The sequence below is a fragment of the Petralouisia muris genome, from assembly GCF_004793545.1.
In the GTDB taxonomy this organism is placed as follows: domain Bacteria; phylum Bacillota; class Clostridia; order Lachnospirales; family Lachnospiraceae; genus Petralouisia; species Petralouisia muris.
The window spans coordinates 1-314 of sequence record NZ_SRYA01000285.1 but is presented as its reverse complement, the minus strand read 5'-3'; the positions used below and the strand labels follow the sequence as shown (position 1 = coordinate 314).

Here is a 314-nt window from a genome sequence, read left to right as displayed (position 1 = left end):
TGAAGCAAAATTTGATGGGCAGATACTAGTAGATGATAAATTAGAGACGTTATCAAACAAATTTTATCAACTTGCTTTTGCACACAGTAGTTACCTAATTAATATTAGGCATGTTGAAAAAATATTAGGTAATGAGGTTTATTTGGATAATGGTGAGTGCTTATCCATATCAAGAACATATCAAAAAGAATTTCGTAAGATTTTTACAAAAAGCATTGCAGAGAAATATTAATAACTTGAGAGTAAAAAGTTTATATGCTTAAGAAGCCAGTAAATCCTCACAGATTTCTGACTGTTCCTGCACTTCCTGAATT

Annotated in this window: 1 protein-coding gene; it reads left to right on the top strand. The window is 30.3% G+C overall.

Translation table 11 applies throughout. The annotated features are described in order from the left end of the window. Positions 1 to 232: LytTR family transcriptional regulator DNA-binding domain-containing protein (locus E5329_RS29520; RefSeq protein WP_135992607.1), on the top strand; the 232-nt coding region annotated here is incomplete at its 5' end. Between the last annotated feature and the right edge of the window lie 82 nt (positions 233 to 314).